Annotated in this window: 1 protein-coding gene; it reads left to right on the top strand. The window is 47.3% G+C overall.

The window, feature by feature from the left end; genetic code table 11:
• A partial coding sequence (locus tag A3738_RS12915; protein ID WP_197473842.1) for an efflux RND transporter permease subunit occupies positions 1-545 on the top strand: 545 nt, incomplete at both ends.

The raw sequence follows: 545 nt of genomic DNA, 5'->3' as shown, positions 1-545 counted from the left end.
TTTCGCAAGCGTTCTGTCGCTTCTGATTTTTATTGCCGGTTTGATTGCAGTATTTCAACTTCCGATTACCGAATATCCTGAAGTTGTTCCACCAACTGTCGTGGTCAATGCAAGCTATCCTGGTGCAAATCCAGAAACGATGGCTGAAACCGTTGCAACGCCTTTAGAGCAAGCCATCAATGGTGTTGAAGGCATGCTGTACATGGCTTCGCAAGCAACATCTGATGGGGCTTTATCTATCACAGTTACGTTTGAGCTAGGAACTAACGTCGATGACGCGCAGGTTCAAGTTCAAAATAGGGTAGCGCGAGCGATTCCTCGACTACCGCAAGATGTTCAGCGCTTAGGTGTTACCACAACAAAGTCGTCTCCTGACCTCACGATGGTTGTTCATTTACTATCGCCTGATGATCGTTATGACATGTTGTATCTCTCGAACTTTGCGAAGTTGAAAGTACGCGATGAGTTAGCGCGTTTGGAAGGTGTCGGTAACGCACAGGTCTTTGGGGCAGGTGATTACGCCGTGCGTATTTGGTTGAACCCAG

This window comes from Oleiphilus sp. HI0066, from assembly GCF_001635725.1.
Note: the sequence above shows the minus strand (reverse complement) of the source record. Positions and strands in the feature narration are given on the sequence as shown.